19 protein-coding genes are annotated in these 23,224 nt (G+C 51.8%); 13 read left to right on the top strand and 6 right to left on the bottom strand.

The genetic code is table 11. The features are described from left to right. The first annotated feature begins 8 nt into the window (after positions 1–8). On the top strand, positions 9–1,043 hold the full coding sequence (locus tag RBH92_RS01970) for a methyltransferase (protein ID WP_307933033.1): 1,035 nt from the start codon (positions 9–11) through the stop codon (positions 1,041–1,043). A 6-nt stretch (positions 1,044–1,049) separates the two neighbouring features. Here the strand turns inward: RBH92_RS01970 and RBH92_RS01965 are convergent, their stop codons facing one another. The 5 genes from RBH92_RS01965 to RBH92_RS01945 all read right to left on the bottom strand — a co-directional run bounded on the left by RBH92_RS01965 (position 1,050) and on the right by RBH92_RS01945 (position 6,125). Beyond that, complete coding sequence (locus RBH92_RS01965) at positions 1,050–2,135, bottom strand: ADP-ribosylglycohydrolase family protein (RefSeq protein ID WP_307933032.1); 1,086 nt, start codon at positions 2,133–2,135, stop codon at positions 1,050–1,052. 94 nt (positions 2,136–2,229) lie between these two features. After that, positions 2,230–3,036, bottom strand: a complete 807-nt coding sequence (folE2, locus tag RBH92_RS01960) for a GTP cyclohydrolase FolE2 (protein WP_307933031.1) — start codon at positions 3,034–3,036, stop codon at positions 2,230–2,232. 71 nt (positions 3,037–3,107) lie between these two features. Beyond that, positions 3,108–4,952 (bottom strand): 1-deoxy-D-xylulose-5-phosphate synthase, encoded by a 1,845-nt coding sequence (gene dxs / locus RBH92_RS01955; RefSeq protein ID WP_307933030.1) that lies wholly within the window; start codon positions 4,950–4,952, stop codon positions 3,108–3,110. A gap of 35 nt (positions 4,953–4,987) precedes the next feature. Beyond that, on the bottom strand, positions 4,988–5,881 hold the full coding sequence (locus RBH92_RS01950; protein ID WP_307933029.1) for a polyprenyl synthetase family protein: 894 nt from the start codon (positions 5,879–5,881) through the stop codon (positions 4,988–4,990). Further along, positions 5,871–6,125, bottom strand: a complete 255-nt coding sequence (locus RBH92_RS01945) for an exodeoxyribonuclease VII small subunit (protein WP_307933028.1) — start codon at positions 6,123–6,125, stop codon at positions 5,871–5,873. Before RBH92_RS01945 ends, RBH92_RS01950 begins: the two co-directional genes overlap by 11 nt. A 410-nt stretch (positions 6,126–6,535) precedes the next feature. Here RBH92_RS01945 and RBH92_RS01940 point away from each other — a divergent pair, with 410 nt between their 5' ends. From RBH92_RS01940 to RBH92_RS01900, 9 genes are all read left to right on the top strand, one after another. Then, a complete protein-coding gene (locus RBH92_RS01940; RefSeq protein WP_307933027.1) occupies positions 6,536–7,006 on the top strand; it encodes a hypothetical protein in 471 nt (156 codons plus the stop codon). Positions 7,007–7,132: 126 nt separating this feature from the next. Continuing rightward, positions 7,133–8,284 (top strand): N-acetyltransferase, encoded by a 1,152-nt coding sequence (locus tag RBH92_RS01935; protein ID WP_307933026.1) that lies wholly within the window; start codon positions 7,133–7,135, stop codon positions 8,282–8,284. Positions 8,285–8,354: 70 nt separating this feature from the next. Continuing rightward, entirely contained in the window at positions 8,355–9,434 is a 1,080-nt protein-coding gene (gene lptF, locus RBH92_RS01930; RefSeq protein ID WP_307933914.1) for an LPS export ABC transporter permease LptF, read from the top strand. After that, a complete protein-coding gene (gene lptG, locus RBH92_RS01925) occupies positions 9,431–10,492 on the top strand; it encodes an LPS export ABC transporter permease LptG (protein ID WP_307933025.1) in 1,062 nt (353 codons plus the stop codon). Before lptF ends, lptG begins: the two co-directional genes overlap by 4 nt. 116 nt (positions 10,493–10,608) lie before the next feature. Beyond that, the gene (locus RBH92_RS01920) at positions 10,609–11,841 is read left to right on the top strand and encodes a CDP-alcohol phosphatidyltransferase family protein (RefSeq protein ID WP_307933024.1); all 1,233 of its coding nucleotides are present in this window, start codon (positions 10,609–10,611) and stop codon (positions 11,839–11,841) included. A 26-nt stretch (positions 11,842–11,867) separates the two neighbouring features. Further along, positions 11,868–12,857, top strand: a complete 990-nt coding sequence (locus RBH92_RS01915; protein WP_307933023.1) for a diacylglycerol/lipid kinase family protein — start codon at positions 11,868–11,870, stop codon at positions 12,855–12,857. A gap of 7 nt (positions 12,858–12,864) precedes the next feature. Further along, complete coding sequence (locus RBH92_RS01910) at positions 12,865–13,836, top strand: hypothetical protein (protein WP_307933022.1); 972 nt, start codon at positions 12,865–12,867, stop codon at positions 13,834–13,836. 50 nt (positions 13,837–13,886) lie between these two features. After that, positions 13,887–14,534 carry a DUF2959 domain-containing protein gene (locus tag RBH92_RS01905; protein WP_307933021.1) on the top strand — a complete coding sequence of 216 codons (648 nt, stop codon included), beginning with the start codon at positions 13,887–13,889 and terminating at the stop codon, positions 14,532–14,534. Positions 14,535–14,537: 3 nt separating this feature from the next. After that, positions 14,538–15,251 (top strand): HNH endonuclease, encoded by a 714-nt coding sequence (locus tag RBH92_RS01900; protein ID WP_307933020.1) that lies wholly within the window; start codon positions 14,538–14,540, stop codon positions 15,249–15,251. On the opposite strand, the gene nadC is transcribed toward RBH92_RS01900, so the two are convergent. After that, positions 15,244–16,089, bottom strand: a complete 846-nt coding sequence (gene nadC, locus RBH92_RS01895) for a carboxylating nicotinate-nucleotide diphosphorylase (RefSeq protein WP_307933019.1) — start codon at positions 16,087–16,089, stop codon at positions 15,244–15,246. The two genes, RBH92_RS01900 and nadC, sit on opposite strands and share 8 nt — an antisense overlap. Positions 16,090–16,198: 109 nt before the next feature. Between nadC and RBH92_RS01890 the strand changes: the two genes are divergently transcribed. From RBH92_RS01890 to clpB, 3 genes are all read left to right on the top strand, one after another. Next, a complete protein-coding gene (locus RBH92_RS01890; RefSeq protein ID WP_307933018.1) occupies positions 16,199–17,692 on the top strand; it encodes an FMN-binding glutamate synthase family protein in 1,494 nt (497 codons plus the stop codon). Positions 17,693–17,938: 246 nt separating this feature from the next. Continuing rightward, entirely contained in the window at positions 17,939–20,557 is a 2,619-nt protein-coding gene (locus RBH92_RS01885; protein ID WP_307933017.1) for a putative bifunctional diguanylate cyclase/phosphodiesterase, read from the top strand. 66 nt (positions 20,558–20,623) lie between these two features. Next, positions 20,624–23,209 (top strand): ATP-dependent chaperone ClpB, encoded by a 2,586-nt coding sequence (clpB, locus tag RBH92_RS01880; protein WP_307933016.1) that lies wholly within the window; start codon positions 20,624–20,626, stop codon positions 23,207–23,209. Positions 23,210–23,224: the final 15 nt, after the last annotated feature.

Below are 23,224 nucleotides of genomic sequence, written 5' to 3'. Positions count from 1 at the left end.
GAGCACTGATGACACAAAATACTTCTCCCAATATTCCAATACCCCGCGTCGATGATCGTCCGGTATGGGACGTGGTGTTCGCGGTTTATGGTTATCCGGCTTTATTGCTGGCGCATCGGCTCAAAGTCTTTGCTTTTCTGGCGGATAATCCACGTACGTTGACGGAGATTTGCGATGCGCTCAATATCAAGCCGCGCCCGGCGGAAGCCATACTGACCGTCGCGACTTCGCTGGGTTTCTTGTCGCTACAGCAAGGACGTTATGCGCTCACTGCGGTATCAGAAGAATATCTATTGCAGACGAGTCCCAATTATTTCGGCTTTCTCTGGGATTTGATGATCGACAATTATCAGGTCTGTTCCTTCACCAGCCTGGAAAAAGCGATTCTGACCGATTCGCCGCAGACATACGGCGGAGGCAGCATTTATCAATCGCACGAAGAGCAGATTGAGTTGCTGCATCGTTTCACCAGCGGCATGCACAGCATGAGCATGGCTTCAGCGCTGGTTTGGCCAGGAATTCTGGATTTTTCTCAGCACCGCATCATGCTGGATATCGGCGGCAGTTCCGGCGCGCATTCGATCGGCGCGGCTTTGCGATTGCCTGATCTGCAGGCGATTGTTCTGGATTTTCCTCCGGTATGCGAAGTGGCCGAAGGATACATTGTTGAATATAACCTGCAAGAGCGCATTAAAACCTGCGGCGCGAATATCTGGAACGATCATTGGCCGTCCGCCGATCTGCATTTCTTCTCCAATATGTATCATGACTGGCCGCCGGAAAAATGCCATTTCTTAACTGCAAAAAGCTTCCGGTACCTGGAATGCGGCGGACGTATCGTGATTCATGAAATGTTGTGCAACGACGATAAGACCGGCCCGTTTGCACCGGCGGCGTTCGGCATGATGATGATGGGCTGGACCGAGGGCAAGCAATATTCGGGATTGGAATTATCGGCGATGTTGCAGGAAATCGGCTTTACCGACATTCAGATTCACAAGGCATTCGGTTACTACAGCATCGTGACCGGCCGAAAACCTTGAGCTAAATTAACGGCCGGTGTCGATCTGCCCGGCCAGATCGTTTGCCAATGCCATTAATGTTGGAGCGTTTTCCAATTCGTCCAAAAACCGCTGCGGAATCGCCGATAACCCCGCTTGTGCCCCGGCCAATGCGCCGGTAAGGATGGCGCGCGCCTGATTCTGCCCGCCACCGTTGACCGCATGCAGTACCGCGGACTCAAAATCGCTGCGGAAGCGGGATGCCAGATAATACGCGGCAGGCAGTTGATGATAAATGGCGCACGGCATCCCGTACACCACCGAAACTTTCCACGCCGGTTCAATTGAAATCGCCGGATCGGCGGCCGCCGCCGCGATGCACGAAGGCGTCAGTAACGCATCCGGCGACGCGAAGCGCCCGGCGCGCGGCGGATCGGGATCTCCCGGACGCGGCGGCTGCAGATCATCCGCCGTGACGGCATGAAACGGCAACTGCCCGGTTTTAACCAATTGCATCAGTTTGCTGGACAAGGTTTCGTCCAGCGCGTGTCCTTGCACCAGCATACCCAGCACAGCGGCATAAGCCACCGTCATCGACAGCACGGTATCGTCGATTTGCGTCAGGCGTGTGTTACCGGCAACAGCGACAGCCAATCGATTGGGTTGCAACGCGTAACGGACGGCAATTGCCAATGTGCGCTCGATCGCTTCGGTGGTGTCGGCATGTCCGCCCGTTTGCCCCCACGGCAGCCGTTGTTCCACCCGGCAGCGCCAGGCATGGCGGATCGACTGACTGGTATAGCCGCCCGGCCCGCAGACCGGTGTTCCATCGAGTAACGGAAAAAGCACTTCGTCCAGACGGCGGCAGAAATCGGCTTCATCGTAGCCGTTGTGTTCGACGAGGGAATGCAGCATCAATGTGAGGATGAACCCGGCTTGCGACAGTTGACCGGCTTTGCAGCCGCTATGATAGCGGTTTGGTTTGGGGTCGGTGTAAGTAGTAATCCAATCACCGTAATCGCGGCGCATTTGCGCGAGATCGTAATACCAATGCGGACCGAGCGCCAAAGCATCGCCGATGAAAGCGCCCATGACCGCGCCAGCGGCACGATCCCGGATCGCGTTGTTTATCATTACTTTTCTCCGGTGGAATCCGGTTAATCGACTGCTAACCGGGTTTGAATCGCAGCACTAAAACAGCACAGCAGCAGTCACCGCCGCGCTGCAATCAAGCACGCTGGTTTTTATCGTTCTGAATCAGCGCGTACGCCGAATGGTTATGGATTGATTCGAAGTTTTCCGATTCGACAACATAAGCATCGACACGGTCATCGTGATTGAGCACTTCAGCGATGTCCCTGACGATGTCCTCGACAAACTTTGGATTGTCGTAAGCCCGCTCCGTCACATACTTCTCATCGGGACGTTTCAGCAAGCCGTACAATTCGCAGGAGGCATTCATCTCGGCAATGCGGATAATGTCTTCGATCCACACGAAACTATTGGTACGCACCGAAATGGTCACGTGCGAGCGTTGATTATGCGCACCGTAATCGGATATTTTCTTGGAACACGGACACAAGCTGGTCACCGGCACCTGCACTTTCATCGTGAAAAAATATTCACCGCGTTTAATCTCGCCAATGAAGGTCACTTCGTAATCCAGTAAGCTTTTTACTTTGGAAACCGGCGCCGATTTATTGATGAAATACGGAAAAGTCATTTCGATATGGCCGGAATCCGTTTCCAATCTTTCGACCATTTCCCGCAAGATAATCTGAAAGGATTCAACCGATATTTCCCGTTCGTGGCCGTTGAGAATTTCGACGAAACGCGACATGTGCGTTCCCTTGAAATTATGCGGCAAATTCACATACATATTGAAAACCGCGATGGTATGCTGCACGCCGTCGCTTTTGTCCGCCACAACGACTGGGTGGCGGATGGCTTTGATTCCCACCCGGTCAATCGCAATACGCCGGGTATCGGGTGAACTTTGCACGTCGGCAATCGGTAAATCTATTTCTTTATTCATGTTTTATCTCCTGTGCGGCGAGGCCGGATTCATTTACCGCCGGATCTGATGATTCACCGATCCCGGTAAAGTTATGCAGGTATTATTGCGCGCACTGATTGAATGATTCCACTCTTGTCTAATCCGCAGTCCGCCAACATCTGCGCATGATCGCCTTGATCGATGAAAACATCCGGCAAACCGAGCTGCAGCACTTCGACCTTAATCCCCTGGCTGTTGAGCGATTCTGTCACGGCGCCGCCCGCGCCGCCCAGCACGGTATTTTCTTCCACCGTTACCAGTAACTCATGACTCGCCGCCAACGATGCAATCAGATCATCGTCTAACGGCTTGATGAACCGCATGTTAGCAACGGTCGCGTTCAATTCCTCGGCGGCTTGCAGGCATGGCGTCAACATGCTGCCGAACGCCAGCAATGCGATTTTTTCGCCCTGACGCCGCACTTCACCGCGTCCGACCGGCAATGCCTGCATTTCCTTTTGAACCTCAACACCCGGTCCGGTTCCGCGCGGGTAGCGGACTGCCGATGGCGTATCGAGTTGAAACGCAGTATACAACATCTGCCGGCATTCATTTTCATCCGCCGGCGCCATCACTGTCATGTTGGGAATGCAACGCAAATAGGACAAGTCAAAACTGCCGGCATGCGTCGGTCCATCCGCGCCGACCAAACCGGCCCGGTCAATCGCAAATACCACCGGCAGATTCTGAATTGCAACATCATGAATCAGTTGATCGTAAGCGCGCTGTAAAAAGGTCGAGTAAATCGCGACCACCGGTTTCAGCCCGTCGCATGCCGCACCGGCGGCAAAAGTGACGGCATGTTGCTCAGCAATGCCGACATCGAAATAGCGGTCGGGATATTCCTGGGAAAACCGCACCAATCCGGAACCTTCCCGCATCGCCGGGGTAATTCCGATCAAGCGTGAATCCTGCGCCGCCATGTCGCATAACCAATCACCAAATATCTGAGTATAAGCCGGTTTGCCACTCGCTTTCGTGACGATGCCTTTCTTCGGATCGAACTTGCCGACCCCGTGATACAAAATCGGATCTTCTTCCGCCACCTTGTAACCGGCGCCTTTCCGGGTCACTACGTGCAAAAATTGCGGACCGTCCAGCTCCTTGATGTTATTCAGTGTGGTAACCAACACCTCCAAATCGTGACCATCGATCGGTCCGATATAGTTGAATCCGAATTCTTCAAACAAGGTCCCCGGGGTTACCATGCCTTTGACATGTTCTTCGGCTCGCTTGGCCAGTTCCAATACCGGCGGCACGACCCCCAGCACTTTTTCGCCGGCCCGCCGGGCAGTGGCATAGAATTTCCCCGACATCAGCTTGGCCAGATAATTATTCAGCGCACCAACCGGCCGGGAAATCGACATATCGTTGTCGTTCAGAATCACCAGCAAGTTGGCGTCCATGACTCCGGCGTTGTTCAACGCTTCGAAAGCCATGCCGGCGCTCATCGCGCCGTCGCCGATAATGGCGATGGCGCGCCGCCCGGTGTTATTGAGCCGCGCTGCAACCGCCATTCCCAGCGCAGCGCTGATCGAAGTGCTGGAATGCGCGGTACCGAAGGCATCGTATTCGCTTTCATCGCGGCGCGGAAATCCGGCGATTCCGCCGTGCATGCGCAGCTTGCTCATGCCTTCGCGCCGCCCCGTCAGAATTTTGTGCGCATAGGTTTGATGTCCGACATCCCACACCAATTGGTCGTAAGGGGTATTGAACACATAATGCAGTGCGACCGTTAATTCGACAGTCCCCAAATTAGATGATAAGTGCCCACCGGTCTGTGCGACCGAATCAATCAGAAAGTTACGTAACTCATTGGAGAGTTGCGGTAATTTTTTTTGATCCAGTTCGCGTAATTGGGATGGTGAGTTAATGGTATCTAACAGTGGATACATTCAATGCCTGAAAATAAAAAGTGTGAAAAAAACAATCAGAATTTACGTTTAATAATAAAATCGGCTACCTGCCGCAATCTTAACGCAGAATCACCGAATTCATTAAGTGCTTGGTGCGCATCGTGCTGGAGTTTCTCGGCCAATTCACGGGCTTGGTTGACCCCCAGAATACTGACATACGTTGGCTTATTATTGACCGCATCTTTTCCAGCAGTCTTGCCAAGCGTCGCGGTCGTCGCTTCGGAATCCAGTAAATCGTCAACGACTTGAAAGGCCAAACCGACACATTTGGCAAAATGATCCAATTTCGCCAATTGTTCGTCACGCAAATAACTACTGCAACGCGCTCCCAGCATCACCGCGGCGCGAATCAATGCCCCGGTTTTGTGAATATGCATGAATTCCAATTCCGGAAGACTGAGCATCTTGCCAACGCTATCCAAATCAAAGGCTTGCCCGCCCGCCATGCCGCGCGAACCGGAGGCCAGCGCCAATTGCGCAATCATCTCCAATTGCGTTTCCGCGGCGTCAGCGATACGCTTTTCCGCTAATAACTCAAACGCAAGGGTTTGCAGACTATCTCCGGTCAATAGCGCCGTCGCTTCGTCGAATTCAACATGGCAAGTCGGCTTGCCGCGACGCAAGATATCATCATCCATGCACGGCAAATCATCATGCACCAATGAATACGCATGGATCAGCTCCACCGCCGCAGCTACGATCGTGACGCGCTCAACATCCGCTACCGCCAGTTCTCCGGCTGCGAATGATAATAGCGGCCGGACCCGTTTGCCGCCTCCCAGCACAGAATAGCGCATGGCCTTATGCAGACGTTCGGGAACACAATCCGAGGCCGGTAATCTTGCTTCCAGAAAGGCTTCAATCCGCGCCTGACAGTTGCTGGCCCAGTTTTGAAAATCATTGTTCATCGCTATCCGATTTTGATAAATTTTTTAACATGCCGGATTCTAATACCCGCACTTGCTGTTGCGCATCTTGAAGTTTGCCCTGACAATATTTTATTAATTCCGCGCCGCGCTGATAGGCTGATAGTGAAGCTTCCAATGACATTTGCCCTGCTTCCATGGCTGCCACTATTTTTTCGAGTTCAGCCGACGCCGCTTCAAAACTCTCTGGTTGAGCCGAAGCAGTTTGCTTCGATGATTTGGTCATAAAAACGTAAGCCAGCTAATAAAACCGATAGAGACCATATTAATGGTTCATTTATAAAAATGGGTAAAAATAACGCAATAAGCCGTATCAGGTCAATGCAAATTTAGGAAAACACTGGAACAGCAATCCAAAGGTTTTTTTTAATAGCCCGACAAGGTTGAATGACATCGGTGGATGAAGTCTCCGTTTCGTTTAACGAATGCCATCCATAACCGCGATATTGATACATGAAACCGACTATGGCAAGATACAGACCTGAGCTAGCATGAGCGGGAGTCTATTAATTTTTTTCATAAATCTTCCGGAACATTGCCTCTCATTCAGTGAACCGCTAATCTCCCTATGTTTTTCAGGTAGAGATCTTACAAACAGAATCAATTGAATAACCATTAACATTTATTGAGACGATCTTGAACGAATTTTTTGAACAAATCGCCGTATATTTTGAGACCGTTCCGTTGTGGCCTTTTTTAATTTTTGGCTTCTTGGGAGTGGTGGCATTGATGATCGACATCGTCAACCGCAAACGGCGCACTTATGCCATCGAAAACTTCCGTGCCACTATTGAGGAGGAGCTGGCGGATATGTACCCTGTGCATAAGCGTTGGCCCAAAAATATCAATCATTACCTCACCGTCCGGTTACCGGAAATGCATCAAAATTTTGAAGTGCTCCGCGTGTTCATTCCTCAAAAAAACTTGCCCGAATATAATGCCGATTGGAACAATTTCCGGGATTTCTGCCGCAATCTCACTGATGAAAAGATTGCTGCAGCGGAGCAATCTCCGGTATCCGGCCAACCGCCAAGCAATGAGCCGGATCCCAAAGAAGTTTTTCATAAGTTGATCGAAAACTTACTGAAACACACGCATTTTAAATAATTTCGCTATCGCGCCGGGCTGCTGTATTTATCCGTTGTTAATCATCAGAATCATTTCGTTACCCAGTGAATAGATTATCGCTCGCGGCTCGTTGCAACATTTACCAGAAACGGTGCTCCATCATCGATGAGTAATCACCCGATGCCGGCCAATTCCCGCATAACCGTCAAACCGGTTATGTCATATCGGGATATGGGTAAGTTTATCGATGTCCCATGGCACGTCTATGCCGATGACCCGATGTGGGTGCCGCCGTTACGTCTCGAACGCCGTTTTCATTTTTCCCGTTTCAATCCTTATTTCAAACATGGCGAATGGCAAGCCTGGGTGGCGTACCGGAACGGGCAGCCCGTTGGCCGGATCAGCGCGCAAATCGACAAGCTGCACCAGGAAAGGTATGGATCGGATAGCGGTCATTTCGGTTTGCTCGAATGTATCGACGATTCCGAGGTATTCTCCGCCCTGATTCTGAATGCGGAAGCTTGGCTGGCAGCGAGGGAAATCCGCCAGGTCAGCGGTCCGTTCAATCTGTCGATCAATCAGGAATGCGGCATTCTGGTCGAAGGTTTCGACACACCGCCGGTTATCATGATGCCGCATTCCGCGCGCTGGTATGGCCGGCTGCTTGAAGAACAAGGCTATCATCCGGCAAAAGATTTATTGGCGTATAAAATTGAAGTCGACTTTGAGATACCGGCTGTCATGCAAATGATCATCCGGCGATTCTCCCCGCAAATTCGCTTGAGAACCTTGCAGCGTGACCGCTTCGACGAGGAAATCGAAACCTTGCGTAGCATTTTTAACGATGCCTGGTCGGAAAACTGGGGGTTTATCCCGTTCACTGAAGAAGAATTCGCCGAACTGGGCAACAGTTTGCGCCTGCTGCTGCCGGATGAATTTATCCAAATTGCCGAGATTGACGGAAAACCGGCGGCATTCATGGTGGGATTACCGAACTTGAACGAAGTATTAAAGGAATTAAACGGCCGTCTTCTTCCTTTCGGCTGGCTCAAACTTATCAATCGCGTCAGGAAACGGCAAATCCGTTCCGGACGCATCCCGCTAATGGGCGTCCGCAAACAATATCACAATACGCCGGTCGGGCTGGCGTTAGCCTGTCTCGTCATTGATGCCCCCAGGCAAGCCGGTCTCGCAAGAGGCATCGAAGAAGTTGAATTATCATGGATCCTGGAAGATAACATGGCGATGCGTCATATCCTCGACAAAATCGGCTGCGAGCAATACAAACGTTACCGGATTTATCAGAAACTGTTATGAGTAATCCATTAGCCGCGTGCCTTACGCTCCTTCGGAGCCATTGGCTTCGAAACATTGCCAGCTTGAATCGATGAAATTGATCGAACGGTATATCGCGCGGGAAATCATGTTGCCATTCACGGTAGTGGCGCTCATTTTGATCGGCCTGTTCGCCAGCTTCAGCAGCGCCCGCCTGCTGGCCGGAGCGGTAACGGAAACCTTGGGAATCGCAGCATTAATCAAACTGGTATTTCTCAAGACGCTCATCGCGCTGGAAGTTTTGATTCCCATCGCGCTCTATATTTCGGTCATCATCGGTCTGGGCAGGCTCAACAAGGATCATGAATTGATTGTGATGCGCACTTTCGGTTTGAGCGGCTCGCGTTTGGTGCTGACTGTCCTGACCGTGGCAATCCCTGTCGGTATTCTGAGCGGCATGCTGTCGTCGTATGTCCGGCCCTGGGCTTATAGCGAAAGCTACATCCTGGATGCGCAAGCGGAAGCGGAGTTGAATACCAATCGCTTTCAAGCCGGCCGCTTTTACGGCAGCGAAAAATCCGGCAGGATTGTATATGTGCGGACTAAAGACGAAATCAACAAGGAAATGCAGAATATCTTTCATTTCATGAGAAAACCGGATAGCAGTGAAATCGTATTCGCTCAAAAAGCGCACCAGATCCAGCCGACAGCGCAAGAACCGAGGCCGAACATCCAATTATCCGACGGCGTGGTTTATCAATTGACCAATGCGGCTACCGTGGATGACGTCATTCACTTCAAAAGCATGACTTACTTTATCGATAATGACACCGCACTTAACTACCGGCGTAAAGCGGCGGCAACCCGGACGCTATGGGAGTCGGATCAACCGCGCGACATCGCGGAACTGCAATGGCGGATTTCCCGTCCTCTCGCCACCATTCTGCTGGCTTTGATCGCCATGACATTTATCCGCTTGTCACCGCGCCAGGACAAAACCGAGCGGACTTATTTATTCGCCGCGCTGGCTTTCGCGGCTTATTACAACCTGAGCGGATTGGCTAAAACCTGGGTGGAACAAGGCGTGGTCGGCAACGTGCCGGGAGTTTGGTGGCTGGAATCCTTGATGTTGCTCGCCCTTATCACTTACGCATGGATCGCAAGCAATAAAAAACAGCCGCGTCAGTCATGACCCTCTATCGTTATATCAGCTACCAAGTCATCACCGGTTTCATAATCGCCACCGCGGTTTTGTTACCGCTCTTCAGTTTTTTTGATTTACTGGACCAGCTGGACGATGTCGGCAAAGGCACCTACCGCGTCAGCGATGCGTTTTTCTATACCGCCATGCTGTTGCCGCGCCGGTTCATTCAGATCGCACCCTTTATCGCGTTGATCGGTACCGTGATCGCACTTGGAAAGCTGGCAGTGCACTCGGAATTGATCGCCATGCGGGTCGCCGGCCTGTCGCCGCTGCGAATCAGCCTGGCGCCACTCAGCATCGGAATCGTGCTGTTGCTCGGTGTCGCGATTCTGGAACAATTCGTGGCCCCGCAGTTGCAGCAGAAGGCGATCACTTACCGGGCCAATGCATTGGAATTGACAGTTGAGCTAGGCAGGAATCTCGGTATCTGGACCCGCAACGAGCACAGCATTTTGCGCATCGGCCAAATCGTTCATAACACCAGAGCCGCGGATATCGAACTGCTGCAACTCGATCCGGATGGTTTTTTACAATCGCACACGCTGGCACAATATGCCGATATCATCGATGACGAAGTGTGGCAACTCAGCAATGTCACCATCCGCACGTTTACAGACGATCAAATAACCGTCACTCGCGCCGAGGCAATCAACTGGAATTCCTTCGTCAAACCCGACGACATCGCAACGTTGACCAAACCGCCGGAGAGTTTGTCGCCGGTCGAATTGGCCCGTCACGTCGAATTCCTGCGCAGCACCGGCCAGGATGCGGATTCCTACGCGCTGGCGTTGTGGCGCAAAATCGGCAGCGCCTTGATGACGATCGCCATGTTGCTGCTATCGATCCCATTCGTGTTCGGATCAATCCGTACCGGCCTCAGCAACAAACTGGTACTCGCCACTCTGATCGGAATCGCGGTTTACTTGCTCGATCAAATTATTGCCAATACCGGCTTGATCCTGCGGATAAATACCACCGTCATTGCATTGATACCCAGTATTGTGATGATTCTGATCGCCAGTTTATGGTTGCGCCGGACTTTTTAGCGATAAGCTATTATTGTTGCTGGAAAACCTCTAAAATCGCAGGGTCTCGCAAGACTCGATCCATTTTTCCCGGAATCGGACGGTCAAATTAGAATAACACCCTTGAGCTATCACACATGCCGACTTCAACCTACATTTACATTTTCGGTGAAGATGAAATAACCATTTGGGGACTCACCGGGCGCGAACGCTTGGCGCGGATGCTGAAACCTTACCCGCACTTGAAATTCACCGGCGATGCCGAAAAAATCCCGGTCAGCGCTCAGGCGCTGTTTTTGAACGCCAATTTCCTGTTCGACGCGCGCGTATTGAAAGCTTTGCTCGAACAGGACAAAAAAGTTGCGTTATACAATGACGAAGGTTGTCCCGCTGCGATCCTGACCGATGGCAGCTATGCGCCGCAGTTATTGCGCAATCTCAACAACAATAAAGACCATAACTATAAATTCGCGTTGCTGACCATCCCGCGCATCGGTTTGAAAGACCTGAAAATCGACGTGCAGCAAAATCTGAAAAAGAAAGATCCGCCGTATATTTTGCCGGTCAGTCTGGAAAACAAGCCGTTGCTCGAAAAAGAACTGTTTTCCGGATCGTATAAAGGCGTCACCGATTTCGTTACCAAGTGGGTCTGGCCGCTGCCGGCATATTGGGCAACGCATTACTGCGTGCGCCGGGGCTGGCAACCGAATCATGTCACCTACGCCAGCGTCGTTTTCGCCGTGCTGGCGGGCGTCGCGTTCTGGCACGGATTGTTCGGAACCGGTTTACTGATGGGCTGGTTCATGACCTTTCTCGATACCGTCGACGGCAAGCTGGCGCGCGTCACCGTCACGTCCAGCCGCCTGGGCGATGTATTGGATCATGGCCTGGATATCGTGCATCCGCCGCTGTGGTATGTCGCTTGGGGCGTCGGCCTAGCGGGCACCGCAACGCCGCTGACCGGACTGGGCGTGCTGATGACGTTGATGTTTCTCGGTTATGTCGGCGGACGCCTGTGCGAAGGCGCATTTCAGTTCGGCTTGGCGTCGTTCGATATGTTTATCTGGAAAAAACTCGACTCGTTCAACCGCCTCATAACAGCACGGCGCAACCCGAATCTGGTATTACTCAGCTACTGCTGGCTCACCGATCAACCCGATTTCGGATTGCTGATGGTGGTTGTCTGGCATCTGGCTTCCACCGTATTCCTGCTCTGGCGCGTCGTCACCGCATGGAAGATCAAGCTGCAAGGCGGAACCTTGACATCCTGGCTGCAGGATATCGACCCAGCGCGCGACCGGGATATCCTGGCGGTCAGAATTTTCACGCGTGCCCCGGTCGATCTGAGAAAACCATTCCCGTTGTCATAACGTTAACTAGCCGCCAGACTATCCTCATGACGCTGACCACGCGCATCAGCCGCCTGCAAGCCGGAACAGCCAAAATCGGCTGCCTGCTCAATCCGCTGGGCGGTCAGGTGCGCAAGCGCGCAGCCGCTATCCGCGAAGCGTTGCGTGCCATACCGGATCTGATGGTGTGCGAAGCGCAGGATGCTCTGACTTTCAAAACCACCATCGAACAATTGCTGCAAGCGGATATCGACTTGCTGGTGATCGTCGCCGGTGACGGCACCACGCATGCAATTTTCGGCCATTTATTCGCGGCCCGCGCGCCCGCCGACTGGCCGCTCATAATGATCGTGCCCGGAGGCACCACCAACATGACGCCGCTGGACTTAGGCATGCAAGGCAAGCCCGAACAAATCATTCAGCGTTTGCATCATTATCTGCGCCAACCAACAGCGCCCCATCTGGTGCAACGCCCGGTGCTGCGGATCGAACAACCAGACATTCCGGCGATTTACGGCATGTTCTTCGCAGTCGGCCTGGTTGCGCGCGGCGTTAAATTCTCGCGCAGCCCGGTCAAGCAAATCGGCATCACCGGCGGTATTTTCACCGCATTGATCATGCTGCGCTCACTGTTCGGTATGTTGTTCGGACGTCAGCAAAGCGCCTGGTCGCCGGTCACCATGACCTTGACCGAAGCCAACGGCCGGATGCACCGCGGCACCTACCTGTTCACCTTGGTCAGCGCATTGCATTGCCTGTTACTTAACATCCGCCCGTACTGGGGCAAAGAACCGGAGCCGCTGCACGTCACCTTGGTCGATCAAAGGCACAAGCGCTTGTGGCGTTCGCTGTGGCCGCTGTTATCCGGTGGCGGACATGTACTGCGGGAACAAGAGGGTTATTACAGTCACAATACCGCCCGCATGACGATCGAAATGGACGATGAATACATCGTCGACGGCGAACTGTACCGTTCGGCGCCGCAATCGCCGATCACCATCGCCGCCACCGAACCGGTTACATTTCTGGTGTTATAGGAACCTCATGACTCTAGCGCCTGCCACCCATGAACCATTGCCCGCCGAGTTGCTCGATGCCGTCGCGGCGGAAAGCGATCAGCCGGTTTCGCCGGATTTTGCGCCGCTGGTCGATGCGCTGATTCAGCGTTTCGGCGAATCGCTCGATGCCGTGGTGTTGTACGGCTCCTGCTTGCATTCCGCGATCAGTCTCGATGAAGGCATCGTCGATCTGTACGTGGTTGTCGACGACTACCGTAAAGCCTATCCCAAACGGCATTTAGCGGTTCTGAATGCGTGGCTGCCGCCGAATGTGTTTTATCTGGAAGTGCCGCATCAGGAAAAAACCCTGCGCGCCAAGTACGCAGTCATTTCCACCGCCGATTTTGAAGCCGGTGCGCACCGCTGGTTTCATTCGTATATCTGGGCGCGTTTCGCGCAACCGTCGCGGCTGTTGTTCGCACGAAATGACAGCGTCCGCCAGCAGTTGTACGCAGCAATGGCGCACTCGGTGCTCACTTTTTTGCGAACCGGCGTAGCCGCGCTTGAAGCCGGTAGCTACACTGTTGAACAACTGTGGACTCGCTGCTTGTTGTTGACTTACGCCGCCGAGCTGCGCGCCGAGAAGGCAGGCCGCGCCAATCATCTGGCCAATGCTAATTTAACCGCTTTCACCGGCCTGACCACCGCGGCCAGCCCGCTGTTGCGGAATGTTCTGGAACAACAAGCGGATGGTTGCTACCGGTGCCTGACCGATCCGGCAACCCAAAAGCAGGCTTTATGGCGCTGGCGCGTGCGCCGCTGGCAAGGCCGGGTTCTGTCGATCCTGCGCCTGGCCAAAGCCACACTGACATTCGCCAACAGCGTCGACTACGCCGCCTGGAAAATCGAGCGCCACACCGGCGTGCGCGTCGAAGTCACGCCGCTGCTGCGCCGCCACCCGATCCTTTGGGGTTTAAAAGTCGCCAGCCGTCTCATCCGCCGCGGCGTGTTACGCTAACGGCCATCATGCATTAAACTATCCACCAAAACTTCCATTGGAGAAAATCTATGAATCAGTCTATTCGTCTATTCATGCTGTCATTATCCCTGCTGCTAAGTGCCTGTACCACAATGTACCTCGAAGGACTGGAAAAAGTCGGCATACCCAAGCGCGATGTGATGGTGTATCGCGTTGAAAAAGCCCGCGACACCCAGCAGGAAACCAAGGAACAATTCAAATCGGCATTGGAACAATTCACCGCCGCCACCAACTTTCAGGGCGGCGATCTGGAAGCGACGTACACACGGCTGAACGACGCGTATGAAGCCAGTCTGGGCAAAGCCGAAGAAGTCCGCAGCCGCATCGCCGATATCGAGAGCGTATCGGAAGCGTTATTTACCGAATGGAAACAGGAAATCACGCAATACAGCAACGCCTCCATGCGGCAAAACAGCCAGCGCAAACTCGAAGCCACGCAAGCGCATTACCATCAGCTTATCTCGTCGATGAAGCAGGCTGAAAGCAAAATCCAGCCGATTCTGACGGTGTTCAACGATCAAGTCATGTACCTCAAGCACAACCTCAACGCCCGCGCCATCGCATCGCTCAAAGGTGAACTCGGCAATATCAAATCCGACGTGTCGGCGCTGATCGCTTCGATGGAACGCTCGATCAACGAAGCCAATGCATTTATTAGTACGATGGATAGCAAATAATCCATGAGCCTTGAGGACGAACTGACCAGAGCATTTATCGAAGATGGCTACCAACGTGCTGGCAAGGAAGTTGGTTATTGGGGTCGCCGATTTCTTCAATCAGTAAAACGTAATGGTGCCCTGGCGACCGCTAAGCGAATGTTGCTTCCTCGCAATCAAGGTCAGCGTAAGGGATTGGATGCACTCCTCGAAGCAAATCGCCCTGAATTAACGGTTGAGGCAATCCTCCTGCAACCCAAATTCCGCAGTTTATTCAGCGCCGCTGAGATTGCGATAGCCCAAGAACGTCTTGGTGAATATGGAAAAGCAATAGCCTCTCATATTATTTCTCGAGAGAAGCTATTTCCCGATGAACTTGAACCAGGAAAAAAGTACACTGAAGGAGCAAAGAAGCAAATACGGGTAAATGCCTACGAACGTAATCAAAAAGCTCGAGAAATTTGCGTGAAACATCATGGACATGACTGCGCTGTATGTGGATTCAATTTTCAAGCACGTTATGGAGAGATCGGAAAAAACTTTATACACGTGCATCATCTTAATCCTCTGGCTCTTACCGACGGTAAATATAAACTAGACCCCGTAACTGATCTTCGCCCTGTGTGCCCGAACTGCCACGCCATGCTCCATCGCGGCGATAAAGTATTAAGTATTGAAGATCTTCGTAACAAATTGATCAATCAAGACAAATTTTCTAACTCAAATCTGCTTATATAAACCGCATCGACAGATCCACCGCTTGGATATTCTTGGTCAGACTGCCGATCGAAATCCGGTCGACGCCGGTTTCCGCGGCTTGGCGCACGTTATCCAGCGTGATATTGCCGGAGGCTTCGAGGATCACCGGTGCGCCGGCTTGCTGGCGGGTCAGCGCCACGGCATCGGTTAATTGATCCAGCGTGAAATTATCCAGCAACACCATGCGCGCGTCGGCCGCCAGCGCTTCGCGCAATTCCGCTAGCGACTCCACTTCAATCTGGATAAAAACGCCCGGCGGCGCGATTTCGCGCGCCCTGCTTAACGCCGGTTGAATCCCTCCGGCGGCGATGATGTGGTTTTCCTTGATCAGAATCCCATCGTACAAGCCAATGCGGTGGTTCACCCCGCCGCCGCACGCCACCGCGTATTTCTGCGCCAGCCGCAAACCCGGCAGCGTTTTGCGCGTATCGACAATCACCGCGCTGGTTCCGGCGACGGCATCGGCATACCGCCGGGTTTGCGTCGCCACCGCCGACAGCAATTGCAGAAAATTCAGCGCCGAGCGCTCCGCCGTCAGCAATGCGCGGGCATTTCCCTCAACCTTGCAAAGTATCTGCCCCGCTTGTACCGTTTCACCATCCTTGGCGAACCATTCGATCTCTGTGTCCACCGCCAGCGATACAAAACACGTATCGAACCACTGCGTGCCGCACAACACCGCGTTTCCCCGGCTGATCACAGTGGCCTGCAGGGCTTTGTCATCCGGAATCAGCGACGCCGTCAGATCACCGCTGCCGATGTCCTCTTGCAGCGCGCGTTGCACGTTGGCGCGAATTTCATCGTGTAAATCTTGCAATTTTTATCCTTTTGGGCTGTCAAGCCATGCATTATAGTGCACGCAAGTTGTTCACTTACGTTCTTCGAACAGCTAGTATAGCGATTGGCCCGCGAAATAAGGAGACGACATGTCCGGCGCATTCGACTTTATCTTTTATAGTATCGCCACGATGCTGGGTGTGGCTGTTGTCGGTTTGATCGTCGTCTGGTTCATTCAGGATATCACGCAAAAAAAACATTCGATTCTGCGCAATTATCCGGTGATCGGTCGGCTGCGTTATTTTTTCGAGATCCAGGGCAAATATTTCCGGCAGTATTTTTTCGCCAATGACCGCGACGAAATGCCGTTCAACCGCGCCACCCGCGGTTGGATCTACAAAAATTCCAAAAATAAAGGCAGTCTGGTCGGTTTCGGGTCGACCAACGATTTGCGTCAGCCGGGTTCGATTATTTTCGTCAACGCGGCTTTTCCGATTCAGGAAGAAGATCAGTTGCCGACGCCGTCGTTGCGCATCGGTGAAGGTTACTGCGAACAGCCATTCGAAGCGAAATCGATCATCAATATCAGCGGTATGAGTTACGGCGCGATTTCCAAACCGGCGGTTCGGGCATTGTCGCTCGGCGCCGCGCAGGCGGGTTGCTGGTTGAATACCGGCGAAGGCGGCTTGGCGCCGTATCATTTGGAAGGGGGTTGCGATGTGATCATGCAAATCGGCACCGCGAAGTACGGCATCCGCGACGAGCAGGGGAATTTCTCGCCGCAACGCGCGAAAGAATTGAGCAAAGTGGTCAAAGCGTTTGAGATCAAGTTGTCGCAGGGCGCTAAACCCGGCAAAGGCGGTCTGCTGCCCGCCGGCAAGGTTCATGATGAGATCGCCTCCATTCGTGGCATTCCGGTGCATCAGGATTCGATCAGCCCGAATCGCCACAAAGACATCAACAACATCGACGAATTGCTCGACAAAATCCATTACATCCGCGAACTGACCGGCCGCCCGGTCGGTGTTAAAACCGCGATCGGCGGCTGGAATTTCATCAATGAATTGTGCGACAACATCAACCGCCGCGGCTTGGAATACGCGCCGGATTTTCTCACCATCGACGGCGGTGAAGGCGGCAGCGGCGCGGCGCCGCAAACTTTGATGGATCATGTCAGCCTGCCGATTGCCGAGGCGTTACCGCGGGTAGTCGATGCGTTGCTGCAAGCGGATTTGAAAAAACGCATTATCGTCATTGCCGCCGGTAAGCTGGTGACATCGGCGGAAGGCGCTTGGGCGCTTTGCGCCGGGGCGGATTTCGTCAACACCGCGCGCGGTTTCATGTTTTCACTCGGTTGTATCCAGGCAATGCGATGCCATCTGAATACCTGCCCGACCGGCATTACAACGCACGATCAGCGACTGCAAAATGGCCTGGTGGTGGAAGAAAAATATTTGCGTGTCTCCAACTACGCCCGGAATGTCAACAAAGAAATCAACATGATCGCGCATTCGTGCGGGCTTCGTCACGCGCGAGAATTCCGGCGCGAGCATGTGCGCATCGTTGAAACCGCCGGTAAAAGCATGGCGCTGAATATTTTGTATCCCTACCCGGAAGCCGCTAAGAAAAGAAATTCGGATTAACCGGACAAGTTGCCGACAGTAATCACCGTAATCTTAAAGCCGCAATCACTGCCCCATCTCGCTGCAAAACTGCATTGTTAGAATTGAGCGGAAAAAACCATCCAAATGCATACTTAAGTATTGTATAGAATAACCGATAATACATGCCTTTGAATCGATTCCAAAACTTCATACAACAGGCAATCACAGGCAATGCTTCGTTTCTTCAGCAATCAGGGCAACACAAAAACAATTGTAATAAGTGGCTTGACACTGACAACATTGATTATTCTGACGGGCCTGTCGGTTTATACCGTCATGCAGCGTCAGATCGAAACCATGACGGCTACCGGACTCAAAGCCACCTTGGAAAATACCGTTAAACTGATCGAAAATCAGATCACGCATTCGGTTGCAAATACCAGAGCCACTTCCACGCGGATTTTTTTAATACAAAGCCTGGAAAAAGTTTATTCGGATGATTCAAGATCCGAAGGCATTGCCGGATTACGGGAATCCGCGGAAAAAATCCTTACAACGCATTTCTCAAGCATCCGCATTTACGATTCCAATGACAATCTGGTGATCACGGACGGTAACGTCGCAGAGCGAGCCACGCTTCCCGTGGAGTTAAACACCCATCCCGATGTCCACACCTTATTGTTCTGGAACCAAGGCTTTATATTACAAAACTCGATCCGGCTGTTTAATCAGAACCATCAACTCATTGGCCGTATTGTCACAGAAGAACAGTTACCGGATCTCACACGGATCTTTACCGAAGCGCCACTGATTGGCGAAACCGGCGATTTCTTACTGTGCGCGCCGGTGACGAGCAATAATCTCGAGATGGATTGTTTTTTCCGCGCTTTCGACGGTAACCAGTTTAAGCGGATACAGCGCATTATCAATAACAAACCGTTACCGATCCATTTTGCATTGAACGGTGAAACAGGCACGAAATTTATCAAGGATTACCGGCAAGTCGATGTCGTCGCGGCGCATTCACCTGTCGCCTACGGACTCGGCGCTGTTCTGAAAATCGATAAAGATGAGCTCAATAGCTATCTCACGCATCAAGTTAAAATCATCGTCACCTTTCTGGTTTTGATTTTATTATTTGGCATCGCAGTCATTCACTGGTTGACTTTGCCTTTCATTCAGCGATCGATTAAACAAAAAGAGTCTTATCTGAACGAGCGGCTAAAGGAAAATGTTTGCCTGCAGAAAATCAGAAATTGTTTGACACAAGATCAAAGCATCGAAGAGACCTGCAAAAATATTTTAGGTTTCTTGTTGTCAGCTTTTGAAAACCAGGATACGGCGGTTGCCAAAATCAGCCTCGAGAACAAGCAGATGACCACTCCGGGATACCAGGATCATTTGCCCGATTATATTGAAGCCGCCGTGATCGCGAACGGCCAGCAGTGCGGATCGCTGCAAGTGGCCTTCATGCACGATGCGCCGCATGGATTGGTTTATCAGCAAAACCTGATCGGGACCATCGCTCATGATCTAGGCAGATGGTATGAACGCAAAGAAGCCGAGAAGCGCATCATCGAAATGGCAACACACGATGCATTAACCGGCTTGCCGAACCGGCACTTGTTACAGGATCGGGTTGAGCAGGCCCTGGCTCATGATTCACGACGGCAACGGCAAATGGCAGTACTTTTTATCGATCTGGATCATTTCAAAACAATTAACGATTCACTCGGGCACGATATCGGGGATTTATTGCTGAAAGCAGTCGCCAATCGCTTGAAATTTTGTGTCCGTAACGAAGATACCGTAGCGCGCCAAGGCGGCGATGAATTTATTGTCGTGCTCAATTCCATCGCCGAATCGCTCGATGCCGCAAAGGTTGCACAAAAAATTCTGGATTCTTTGTTGCAGCCTTTTTATATTCATGGAAACGAGCTTCACATCGGCGGCAGCATCGGCATTGCGGTATTTCCTAACGATGGCGGAACCGCTGAAACGTTGCTGAGAAACAGTGATGTCGCCATGTACCATGCCAAGGAAAATGGCCGGAATAATTACCAGTTCTTCACCGATGAGCTTAACAAATCCGCGTATGAAAGACACACCTTAAGTCTGGATCTGCGATACGCGATGGAACGGAACGAACTGATACTGCATTACCAGCCCGTCATGGATATGCCTAATTACCACCTGTACGGGCTTGAAGCTTTGCTGCGTTGGCGGCATCCGGTGCATCAGCTGGTATCGCCGGATAAATTTATCAATCTGGCTGAAGAAACAGGATTGATTATTCCCATCGGCGAATGGGTTCTGAAAACCGTCTGTCTCCAGATCAAAGCATGGCAAAACCAAGGCCTATACGTACCGCGCATTGCAATTAACTTATCTGCCCGGCAATTCCGCGATAAGGATTTGATTACCAATATCTCACGAATCCTAAATGAAACCGGGGTCGATGCGAAATATATCACGCTGGAAATCACCGAGAGCATGCTGATCGACAATATTGCGAAAGTCGTGGAAACGCTCAATCGTCTGCACGCAATGGGTCTGCATATTTCCATTGACGATTTCGGAACCGGTTATTCAAGTCTCAGTTATCTCAAACAATTCCCCATTCATACACTTAAGATTGATCGTTCATTTGTCCGCGATATTGTTACCGATAAAAATGATCGGACCATTGTTGCTGCGATTATTGCAATGGCGCATAGCCTGGAATTGGAAGTAGTCGCGGAAGGAATCGAAATAGAAGAGCAGTTAGCCTTCCTGACCGAACAGAAATGCAATCATTATCAAGGCTATTATTTCAGCAAACCGGTTCCGGCACCGGAGATCGAAAGCATGCTTAAACCGGTTCTGCATAAACCCAAGATTCGCGCCATTCATTCAGTCAGATAACATTCCACTTGAAATTTCACAGCTTTCCCCCACGTAGGGATCAATTACCTACGATGGGAGAATTTCATGCGTTTTGACAAACTCACTACTAAATTCCAACAAGCATTCGCGGATGCGCAGAGTATTGCAATCGGCCAGGATAATCCGGCCATAGAGCCTCAGCATCTGTTGCTGGCACTATTGCAGCAAGAAGATGGCAGCACTTTGTCGCTATTGCAGCGCTCCGGCGTCAACACTGCGCCTTTGCTTGAGAGCATCAAACAAAGCGTCCAGCGTTTGCCAAAAGTGGAAAACCCGGGAGGTGAAATCTCCATTTCCCGTACTTTGAATAATCTGCTCAATCTGGCTGATAAAGAAGCACAAAAACGCAGCGATCAATTTATTGCATCCGAAATGTTTTTGCTGGCGGCGTTACAAGATAAAGGTGACATCGGAACGCTGCTGAAACAGCACGGCGCCAGCTCATCCGCTTTGGAAAAGGCGATTAATGCGGTACGCGGCGGAGAACAAGTCAGCAGCGCGGAAGCTGAAAGCAGCCGCGAAGCGCTGAAAAAATATACCCTGGATCTGACCGACCGGGCACGCCAAGGTAAGCTGGATCCGGTTATCGGCCGTGACGATGAAATTCGGCGCGCCATTCAAGTATTACAGCGCCGCACAAAAAATAATCCGGTGCTGATCGGTGAACCGGGCGTCGGTAAAACCGCCATTGTTGAAGGACTCGCACAGCGCATTATCAATGGTGAAGTGCCCGAAAGCCTTAAAGACAAACGTGTTTTGGTATTGGATATGGCTGCGCTGTTAGCCGGCGCCAAGTACCGCGGGGAATTCGAAGAGCGTCTCAAGACCGTGCTGAAAGAGCTTGCGCAAGACGAAGGAAAAACCATTGTGTTCATCGATGAGCTGCATACCATGGTGGGTGCCGGAAAAGCCGAGGGCGCGATGGATGCCGGCAATATGCTGAAACCGGCGCTGGCTCGCGGCGAATTACATTGCATCGGCGCTACGACACTGGATGAATATCGCAAATATATTGAAAAAGACGCTGCGCTGGAGCGCCGGTTCCAGAAAGTATTGGTCGAAGAACCAACCGTTGAAGCTACAATCGCGATATTGCGCGGGTTACAGGAAAAATACGAGCTACACCACGGCGTGGAAATCACCGATCCGGCTATCGTCGCGGCAGCGGAGCTCTCTCATCGCTACATTACTGACCGTTTCCTGCCGGACAAAGCCATTGATCTGATCGACGAGGCAGCCGCACGCATCAAAATGGAAATCGATTCCAAGCCTGAGGTAATGGATAAGCTTGATCGCCGCCTGATTCAGCTCAAAATCGAGCGCGAAGCAGTGAAAAAAGAAAAAGATGAAGCGTCACAAAAGCGCCTGGCGTTGATCGAAGACGAAATTCAGAAGCTGGAGCGTGAATATGCCGATCTCGAAGAAGTATGGAAAATCGAGAAAGGCGCTGCGCAAGGTGCAGCCAGTATCAAGGAAGAAATCGACCGTATGAAGGCGGAAGTGATGAAATTCCAGCGCGAAGGCAAACTAGAAAAAGTTGCCGAACTGCAGTACGGCAAGTTGCCGCAACTCGAGGCCAAATTAAAGGAAGCCGCGCAATACGAAGCCGAAGGCGGACAAAACAAGTTGCTGCGCACGCAAGTCGGCGCCGAGGAGATTGCCGAAGTTGTATCGCGAGCCACCGGCATTCCGGTATCCAAAATGATGCAAGGCGAACGGGAAAAGCTGTTGCTCATGGAACAAAAACTGCACGAGCGGGTGGTCGGTCAAGACGAAGCGGTACGGTTGGTATCGGATGCGATCCGCCGGTCGCGCGCTGGTTTATCCGATCCTAACCGGCCTTACGGTTCATTCTTGTTTCTCGGTCCGACTGGTGTCGGAAAAACCGAGCTGTGCAAAGCGCTCGCCGGATTTCTGTTTGATTCCGAAGATCATTTGATCCGGGTCGACATGTCCGAATTCATGGAAAAACACTCCGTCGCACGTCTGATCGGCGCACCGCCAGGATATGTCGGTCACGAAGAAGGCGGTTATTTGACCGAACTCGTCCGCAGAAAACCGTATGCGGTCATTTTGCTCGACGAAGTCGAGAAAGCCCATCCGGATGTATTTAACGTATTGCTGCAAGTGCTCGACGATGGCCGCATGACCGATGGTCAAGGACGCACGGTGGATTTCAAGAATACCGTTATCGTCATGACTTCGAACCTGGGATCTCAGATGATTCAGGAAATGGCCGGCAGCGAGTATCAAACGATTAAGAATGCGGTGATGAGCGAAGTTAAAACCTACTTCCGCCCGGAATTCATTAACCGGATCGATGAAGTGGTTGTGTTCCATTCGCTGGATCAAAAGCATATCCAATCAATTGCCAGAATACAGTTACACGGTTTGGAAGCAAGATTGGCAAAACTTGAAATGAAGCTGGAGGTTAGCGACGCTGCGTTATCGGCGATTTCACAAACCGGATTTGATCCGATCTTTGGTGCGCGCCCACTCAAGCGGGCGATTCAGGCGCAAATCGAAAATCCGCTTGCTAAAGAGATTCTGGAAGGTAATTTTGTTGCAAAAGACACGATCTGTGTTGATCTAATAAATGATGTCTTCAGTTTTATCAAAAAGACACAATAGGTCATTATTTTCAAT

It is taken from the genome of Nitrosomonas sp. sh817, assembly GCF_030908545.1.
Classification (GTDB): domain Bacteria; phylum Pseudomonadota; class Gammaproteobacteria; order Burkholderiales; family Nitrosomonadaceae; genus Nitrosomonas.
The sequence above is the reverse complement of the archived record's forward strand: the minus strand, read 5'-3'. Positions and strand labels throughout refer to the sequence as shown.

Coding starts and splice junctions, on each gene's coding strand:
- RBH92_RS01970 (WP_307933033.1), top strand. CDS start 9: ATGACACAAAATACTTCTCCCAATATTCCAATACCCCGCGTCGATGAT.
- RBH92_RS01965 (WP_307933032.1), bottom strand. CDS start 2,135: ATGATAAACAACGCGATCCGGGATCGTGCCGCTGGCGCGGTCATGGGC.
- folE2 (WP_307933031.1), bottom strand. CDS start 3,036: ATGAATAAAGAAATAGATTTACCGATTGCCGACGTGCAAAGTTCACCC.
- dxs (WP_307933030.1), bottom strand. CDS start 4,952: ATGTATCCACTGTTAGATACCATTAACTCACCATCCCAATTACGCGAA.
- RBH92_RS01950 (WP_307933029.1), bottom strand. CDS start 5,881: ATGAACAATGATTTTCAAAACTGGGCCAGCAACTGTCAGGCGCGGATT.
- RBH92_RS01945 (WP_307933028.1), bottom strand. CDS start 6,125: ATGACCAAATCATCGAAGCAAACTGCTTCGGCTCAACCAGAGAGTTTT.
- RBH92_RS01935 (WP_307933026.1), top strand. CDS start 7,133: ATGAGTAATCACCCGATGCCGGCCAATTCCCGCATAACCGTCAAACCG.
- lptF (WP_307933914.1), top strand. CDS start 8,355: ATGAAATTGATCGAACGGTATATCGCGCGGGAAATCATGTTGCCATTC.
- lptG (WP_307933025.1), top strand. CDS start 9,431: ATGACCCTCTATCGTTATATCAGCTACCAAGTCATCACCGGTTTCATA.
- RBH92_RS01920 (WP_307933024.1), top strand. CDS start 10,609: ATGCCGACTTCAACCTACATTTACATTTTCGGTGAAGATGAAATAACC.
- RBH92_RS01915 (WP_307933023.1), top strand. CDS start 11,868: ATGACGCTGACCACGCGCATCAGCCGCCTGCAAGCCGGAACAGCCAAA.
- RBH92_RS01910 (WP_307933022.1), top strand. CDS start 12,865: ATGACTCTAGCGCCTGCCACCCATGAACCATTGCCCGCCGAGTTGCTC.
- RBH92_RS01905 (WP_307933021.1), top strand. CDS start 13,887: ATGAATCAGTCTATTCGTCTATTCATGCTGTCATTATCCCTGCTGCTA.
- RBH92_RS01900 (WP_307933020.1), top strand. CDS start 14,538: ATGAGCCTTGAGGACGAACTGACCAGAGCATTTATCGAAGATGGCTAC.
- RBH92_RS01890 (WP_307933018.1), top strand. CDS start 16,199: ATGTCCGGCGCATTCGACTTTATCTTTTATAGTATCGCCACGATGCTG.
- clpB (WP_307933016.1), top strand. CDS start 20,624: ATGCGTTTTGACAAACTCACTACTAAATTCCAACAAGCATTCGCGGAT.